The organism is Deinococcus sp. (genome assembly GCF_030523985.1).
Taxonomy (GTDB): Bacteria; Deinococcota; Deinococci; order Deinococcales; family Deinococcaceae; genus Deinococcus.
The window spans coordinates 15,773-22,832 of record NZ_JAUNHK010000041.1 but is presented as its reverse complement, the minus strand read 5'-3'; the positions used below and the strand labels follow the sequence as shown (position 1 = coordinate 22,832).

The following is a 7,060-nucleotide window of genomic DNA, read 5'->3' as shown; positions in this document are numbered from 1 at the left end:
AGCAGGAAGGGGGCAAAATCGCTCACTCAGTCCGCCGCGTTCGTTTCCCGGCCTTCGGCGTCATAGCGGCGCGGGTCGGCAATGTGCCCGGCCACCGCACTCGCCGCCACCGTCGCAGGACTGGCGAGGTAAATCTGCGCCGAGGGGTCACCCATACGGCCCACGAAGTTGCGGTTGCTGCTCGAAATGCAGATGTCGTCCGGCCCCAGCACGCCGCTGTGCATGCCCAGGCACGCGCCGCAGGAGGGGTAGCTCACGCTCGCGCCCGCCTCCACGAAGATTTCCAGCAGTCCTTCCTGGGCGGCCTGTTTCCAGATGGCCTGCGTCGCGGGAACGACGATCATCTGCACGTTCTCGGCGACCTTGCGGCCCTTCAGGATGCGGGCCACGTCGCGCAGGTCGCTGATGCGCCCGTTGGTGCAACTGCCGACGTAGGCGTGCGTGACGGCAATCTTGTCGCTGCCCGCCACTTTGCCGTTGCTGGGAATGTGGGGGTAGGCCACCGTCGGCTCGACCTTGGCGGCGTCGATTTCGACAACCACTTTGTAGTTGGCGTCGGGGTCGGACTGGTACTCGGTGTACTGCTCAGGCGACACGCCGCGCTGCTGCATGTAGGCGCGGGTGATGTCGTCCACCGCCACGATGCCCGTCTTGCCGCCCGCCTCAATCGCCATGTTGGTCAGCGTGAAACGGCCTTCCATGTCGAGGTTGTCGATGTAGTCGCCCACCCACTCCATGACCATGTAGTTCGCGCCGTCGGCCCCGATCTGCTTGATGACCTCCAGCACGATGTCCTTGGGGGTTACGCCCGGCTGGGTCTGCCCGGTCACGCGAATGAGCATGGTTTCGGGCACCTTGAACCAGACCTTGCCCGCGTAGATGGCCCCGGCGAGGTCGGTGCTGCCCACGCCCGTCGCAAAAGCGCCGAGTGCGCCCGCGTTGCAGGTGTGCGAGTCGCCGCTGACCAGCGTCTGCCCCGGCTTCATCAGGCCCGTGTTTTCCAGCACCACGTGGGCGATGCCGCCACGCCCCACGTCGAAAAAGTGCTTGATGCCCTTTTCCTGCACCCAGCTCTTGAGCTTCTGGTACATCTTGGCGGCCTTGATGTTCATGGCGGGCACGCTGTGGTCGGGCACCGCCACAATCTGGTCGGGGTTGAACACCACGTCCATGCCGCGTTCTTCCAGCATTCGCAGGGCGGCGGGCGTGGTGATTTCGTGGCACAGCACCCAGTCGGTCTGGCACTCGATCAGTTGCCCCGGCACCACATGGTCATGCCCGCTGTGGGCCGCCAGAATCTTCTCGGCAATGGTCATTCCTGCTTGTCCGGCACTGTCTTTTCCCATAGTCACAACCTCCCCCAGACGAAAAACACCCCCTCAGCTCTGTTTGGCTGCGGGGGCACACAAAGAACGCTGGGAAAATCGCGCTCAACGCCCCAGACGAAGAAGAAGGCCCATCGGGGCCGCTTTCGGCAGGTCGGCGCTGAACATGACTGCGATTCTAGCGCCTGTTATGCCAGTCGGGGCGAGGACGGGTTAGGCAGGCCGGAAGGTCATCCGTTGCGTTTGGGCGAAGTCGGGGCCGGAGGCGCAGGCACGGGCGCAGGGGTCGTGGTGACGGTGACGGCAGCGGCCCGGCGGCGCTTTTGCCAGCGCAGCAACATGCCGACGAGTTGGCGCACGAAACTGAAGGCCAGGCCAATGGCGGCAGCCAGCAGGGCGCGGCGTTCCAGTTCGGGGTTCGACACCTGTTTGATGGGCGTGCCGAGCATGTCCCCCAACTTCTGGGCCAGCAAAATGGCCCCGGCGAAAAGCGCCCCGGCAAAAGGCAGCACAAACGGCCCGCCCGAATGCTTGAGCAGCAGCAGCGCGAACAGCGCCCCCCCCACCAGCGGCAGCACCACGAACCACTGTTCCGGCGTGGCACCCGGAGCCAGAAGCACCAGTGCCCCCAGCGCCAGCCCCGCATAGCCGAACCAGCCCGCGCACTCGTCGGCCAGGATGGTCAGCAGCACCCAGACAAAGAGTTTGTTGGCCCAGTCGCCGGGCGTCCAGAGGAAATAGGCCAGTCCAGCCAGCAGCGCGAGGCCCGTAATGAAGCGCAGAAAAGTCCACATGCCTCGGCGTTCGCGTTGGGTCTGGGGAGTGGGAGCAGCGGTGACGGTCATGCGTTCCCTGTTTTAGCACGGGGGCCAGGGACAGCAACAAAAAACCCCCGCCTCAGTGTTTGGGACGGGGGACAATCGGGCGAAACTCAGGACAGCTTCTTCATGCTCAGGCTGACTTTCTCGCCTGTGATGGCGCGGGTGCAAGTGCCAGAGTAAGCGTCATCAGTGGCATTGAAAGAGCCTTCACAAGAAAGCTTGACCGTATCGGACTTGGTGCGGAAGTTGAAGCTGATATTGCCATAACTGGCATTTCCTGAAGCAACTGGAGTGTTTTCTTCTCCTACAAGAACAGGTGTTCCATCAGCAGTTTTAGCCCCTTCGGATTGGAACGCCCCACCCATCAGAAGTGTTTTAACTGTAAGGGTGTGAAAAGCTGCTGTGTACTCAGGGTTAGAAAAAGTGAGTGCCCAGTTACCAACAGCACTGTGAAGAACTACCTCTTCTTTGCCATCAATCGGTTGATTGAAATTGCAAGATGCAAGACCTAATACACCGAAGGCCAAGGTTATATGGTACTTTATCATAAACCCCCCAGATTTATTCTGGCACATTAGTATAGGATGGTTCCATTGTAGCGCTTTTGAATGGTAAGTTTATCCAAATCACTGAGACCATTGCGCTGCCCCAAAACAACTCCCGCCGATAAGGGATATTTAGGAGTCAGTATCGTACCTTCTGTGAGAGAAGTAAAATCAGGGCCGTATCTATTAGCATTAGCCGGATACATCATAATTGAACCATAGTCAAAGGATGTATAATGGTTCATTTCAGACCAGGCATATTTCCAGACGATTTGCTGAATACCTTTTTCTGTTAAAGATGACGTGTCAATACTGAGATATTCATCTCTATCAGGTCTTTGATGCTCGTGTGCCATGCCAAGCGCATGAAGAATTTCATGTATAGCTATACCCTTTATCTCGCACCCCCGGCCCAAATTGAGTTGCTGAGCACCACCTTGCTTACCAAGATAACTCCAGCAGCCACCACTGGCTTCTTGAGTAAAATAAATCTTATCTACCGCACTGGGATTATCAACAAATTTGATATAACCGTTTGACGCCTGTTAAATATCACTTATGGCTTGAGTAATGACAGAAGTGAGGTATGAATCTACTCCAGAAATGTCATAAGGAACAGTGGTCACACCGCCATAGCTACTGGCAGGCCATGTACGCCCTTTTTCTCCAGCAAAGCAATTTCCAAACAACGCAAACTTACATCCGTAAATCATTGCGCCCTGAGATTTTAGCTTTCCCTTTAAAAAATCTTCATAGTCGCTGAATGCCTTTTGAAGCTCCTCTGTAGTTCCTAAAACCATGTCACCATCGATGACCTTATCTTCTAACGTTATGTACCTGAAAACTTCTCCATTGCTGAAGGTGTGCTCCCTCAAAATCTTGGTATTTTCTGCCGAAAGTCCCCCCAACGCACCCTCTTTAACTACAGGGAGACCAGGGGCGATTTCCTCAATAACCATCTTTTTCTGTTCAGAGAGTCTGGCTTCAGGGGTTACTTGACCACAAGCGACCAGTAAAGCCGCAAGGGTCAGGGCAGCTAAAAAATTATTTCTCTGCATCATTCACCTCGCAAATAGAGTTTAGATGTGAGGCGCACACTTCACATCTAAGCCAGAATTTACAGAGTGACCATTTTCCAATAGTCAGGACATGTTAATGAATTCTTAATTTTTCTTTTATTCTAGACACTCATTTTTCCTTGCGCTTTTTTGCTTTAGCTCCCGCTTTCTTCGCCGTTCCACCTTCGCCCGCCTCAATCCCCGACACTTTCCGCAGATACTCGCCCGTGTAGCTCGTCGGGTGCGCGGCAATCTGTTCGGGGGTGCCCACCGCCACAATTTGCCCGCCGCGAATACCACCATCAGGGCCGAGGTCAATAATCCAGTCGGCGCACTTCATCACGTCCAGGTTGTGCTCGATGATGACCAGTGTGTTGCCGCCTTCCGCGAGGCGTTGCAGCACGTCCATCAACTTGCGAACGTCTTCAAAGTGCAGACCCGTAGTCGGTTCGTCCAGAATGTAAATGGTCTTGCCCGTAGCCCGCTTTGCCAGTTCGGTGGCAAGTTTAATGCGCTGGGCCTCGCCGCCTGACAGCGTAGTGGAAGGTTGCCCGATTCGCATATACCCCAGCCCCACATCCAGCAGAAGCTGCATCTTTCTTTCGATCGGCGGAATCGCTTCAAAGAAAGCGTGCGCGTCTTCTACCGTCATGTCCAGCACGTCGGCAATAGATTTACCGTTATATTTGACTTCCAGCGTTTCGCGGTTGTATCTCGCGCCTTTACACACTTCGCACGGCACATAAATGTCGGGCAGGAAGTTCATTTCAATCTTCATCACGCCGTCGCCCTTGCAGTGTTCGCAGCGCCCGCCCTTGACGTTGAAGGAAAAACGCCCCGCCAGATAGCCGCGCCGCCGCGCTTCGGGGGTTCTGGTGAACAGATCGCGGATTTCGGTAAACACACCCGTGTAGGTCGCGGGGTTGGAACGCGGCGTGCGCCCAATCGGGGACTGGTCAATCTCGATGACCTTGTCCAGATGCTCCATGCCCTCAATGCGGTCAAACTGGCCTGGAGTGGTCTTTGCGCCGTTGAGTTCGCGGGCGAGGCTGGCGTGCAGGATGTCAGTAATCAGCGTAGATTTGCCGCTCCCAGACGGCCCCGTCACCACCGTCATCGTGCCGAGCGGGATTTCGGCGTCCACGTTTTGCAGGTTGTTTTGCCTTGCGCCGTAGACCCGCAGAAAGTTGCCGTTGCCGCGCCTGCGCTCCTGCGGAATCTCAATTTTCAGTTCGCCACGCAGGTATTTTCCCGTGAGGCTGTCGGGCGCGTTTTTGACCTCTTCGGGCGTGCCGTGCGCCACCACCTCGCCGCCGTGAATGCCCGCCGCTGGCCCCATGTCAATCAGGTAATCGGCCTCCAGCATGGTGTCTTCGTCGTGTTCCACCACCAGCAGCGTGTTACCGAGGTCGCGCAGGTTTTTCAGCGTGCCGATGAGTCGCCCGTTGTCTTTCGGGTGCAGCCCGATAGAAGGTTCGTCCAGCACGTACAGCACGCCCGTCAGCCCGCTGCCCACCTGCGTCGCCAGTCGGATGCGCTGCGCCTCGCCGCCCGAAAGCGTGTTGGCGGTGCGGTCTAGGCTGAGATAATCCAGCCCCACGTCCACCAGAAACTTGAGGCGGGTGCGAATCGCCTTGAGAATAGGGGCCGCCACCGCCGCGCCGAAGTCGTTCAATTTGTACTCGTAATGGCGCGGGGCGTGGGCCTTTTGCGTGCCGCCCGTGTGCCCTTTCAGGAAAGGTTCAATGGCGGCGTGGTCCAGCCCGCCTTCCTGCAAATCGCGGAAAAACTGGTCGGCTTCCAGCACACTCATGCCGCTCACCTGCGAGATGTTGAGGCCGCCCGAGCGCACCGCCAGAATTTCGGGCTTGTAGCGCGTGCCGCCGCAGGTGGGGCAGGGCCGTAAGTCCATCAGTTCTTCCAGCTTTTCGCGCATGAATTCGCTTTCGGTGTCGGCGTAGCGGCGCTCTAGGTTGGTCAGCACGCCTTCAAACTCGGTGGTAAAGCGCATGGTTTCCTTGCCCGCCCGCCGATACACCACCGGAATGGGCGAACCCGTGCCGTGCAGAACGGCTTTTTGCGCTTTGGCGGGGAGGTCTTGCCAAGGGGTTTTAAGGCTGAAGTCCAGATGCTCCGCCAGCGCCTTGAGCTTGTCGTAGTAATAGATGCCCGCGTCCGCGCCCTTTTTCGTCCAGGGGATGATCGCCCCGTCGTCAATGCTGAGCTTTTCGTCTATCACGCGGTCAGGAGTGAATTCCTGCTTGTAGCCGATACCCGCGCAGTCGCCGCACGCACCGTAGGGGTTATTGAAACTGAACGAGCGCGGTTCCAGTTCCTCCAGCACGCTGCCGTGTTCGGGGCAAGCGAACTTTTCCGAATAGAGTTCTTCGTGCGCTTCACCGTTCTCTCCGGCATCCGGCAGCAGCACCCGCAGCAGCCCCTCGCCGCGCCGAATGCCCAGTTCCACCGACTCGGCAATGCGCGGGCGATCCGTCTCGCGCAGGGTCACCCGGTCAATCACGATGTCTACGTCGTGCTTTTCAAACTTTTCCAGCTTCAGCTTTTCGGCCTCTTCCAGTTCGTACAGCGTGCCATCCACCCGCACCCGCGAAAAGCCCTCGCGCTTGAGGTCGGCGAACAGCTTGCGGTACTCGCCCTTACGCCCGCGCACGGCTGGGGCCAGCAGAATGGCGCGTTTATCAGGAAAACTGGAGAGCAGGCGGTCGGTCACTTCCGTCGGACTCTGTTTCTCAATTTTGCGCCCGCAGATGGGGCAATACGGCGTGCCGACGCGGGCGTACAGCAGGCGCAAATAATCGTGAATCTCGGTGACGGTGCCCACCGTAGAGCGCGGGTTGTGGGACGTGGTTTTCTGGTCAATGGAAATGGCGGGCGAGAGGCCCGTGATGCTCTCCACGTCGGGCTTTTCCATCAGGCCGAGGAACTGGCGGGCGTAGGCGCTGAGGGACTCTACATAGCGGCGCTGGCCCTCGGCGTAGATGGTGTCGAAGGCCAGCGTACTTTTGCCCGACCCCGATACGCCCGTAATCACCACGAACTGCTCACGCGGCATTTCCACCGTGATGTCTTTGAGGTTATGGGCCTTTGCGCCGCGCACGATGAGTTTGTCTTGCATGTTGCTCCTTGCGGCGCAGGTCGGGAGGTGTCCGGGTCAAACCGTCGAGGTCGGCGATAGATTTTTCTCGACCTCTCGACAGCTCAGCTCCTCGACACTTCCCTTCCTGGCCCCTGAATCACGTTCTGACCTTGGCGTAAGGCAACCCTTGGCCTACGCTCTGAAACACGTCAGT

Annotated in this window: 6 protein-coding genes; all 6 read right to left on the bottom strand. The window is 57.9% G+C overall.

What is annotated here, in order from left to right; all coding sequences use genetic code 11:
• Positions 1 to 26: 26 nt before the first annotated feature.
• The 6 genes from Q4C89_RS07870 to uvrA all read right to left on the bottom strand — a co-directional run bounded on the left by Q4C89_RS07870 (position 27) and on the right by uvrA (position 6,885).
• Positions 27 to 1,346 (bottom strand): homoaconitate hydratase family protein, encoded by a 1,320-nt coding sequence (locus Q4C89_RS07870; protein WP_303102055.1) that lies wholly within the window; start codon positions 1,344 to 1,346, stop codon positions 27 to 29.
• Between the two features lie 209 nt (positions 1,347 to 1,555).
• Positions 1,556 to 2,170, bottom strand: coding sequence for a hypothetical protein (locus Q4C89_RS07865; protein ID WP_303102054.1), 615 nt, complete (start codon positions 2,168 to 2,170; stop codon positions 1,556 to 1,558).
• Between the two features lie 86 nt (positions 2,171 to 2,256).
• Positions 2,257 to 2,673: a hypothetical protein gene (locus Q4C89_RS07860; RefSeq protein ID WP_303102053.1), complete on the bottom strand. Its 417-nt coding sequence runs from the start codon at positions 2,671 to 2,673 to the stop codon at positions 2,257 to 2,259.
• A 47-nt stretch (positions 2,674 to 2,720) separates the two neighbouring features.
• Positions 2,721 to 3,218: a M12 family metallopeptidase gene (locus tag Q4C89_RS07855; RefSeq protein WP_303102056.1), complete on the bottom strand. Its 498-nt coding sequence runs from the start codon at positions 3,216 to 3,218 to the stop codon at positions 2,721 to 2,723.
• 18 nt (positions 3,219 to 3,236) lie between these two features.
• Entirely contained in the window at positions 3,237 to 3,752 is a 516-nt protein-coding gene (locus Q4C89_RS07850) for a hypothetical protein (protein WP_303102052.1), read from the bottom strand.
• Positions 3,753 to 3,879: 127 nt separating this feature from the next.
• Positions 3,880 to 6,885 (bottom strand): excinuclease ABC subunit UvrA, encoded by a 3,006-nt coding sequence (uvrA, locus tag Q4C89_RS07845; protein WP_303102051.1) that lies wholly within the window; start codon positions 6,883 to 6,885, stop codon positions 3,880 to 3,882.
• Positions 6,886 to 7,060: the final 175 nt, after the last annotated feature.

Bases quoted from the DNA above. Each gene is read 5' to 3' on its own strand.
- Q4C89_RS07870 (WP_303102055.1), bottom strand. From the start codon at position 1,346: ATGGGAAAAGACAGTGCCGGACAAGCAGGAATGACCATTGCCGAGAAG.
- Q4C89_RS07865 (WP_303102054.1), bottom strand. From the start codon at position 2,170: ATGACCGTCACCGCTGCTCCCACTCCCCAGACCCAACGCGAACGCCGA.
- Q4C89_RS07850 (WP_303102052.1), bottom strand. From the start codon at position 3,752: ATGATGCAGAGAAATAATTTTTTAGCTGCCCTGACCCTTGCGGCTTTA.
- uvrA (WP_303102051.1), bottom strand. From the start codon at position 6,885: ATGCAAGACAAACTCATCGTGCGCGGCGCAAAGGCCCATAACCTCAAA.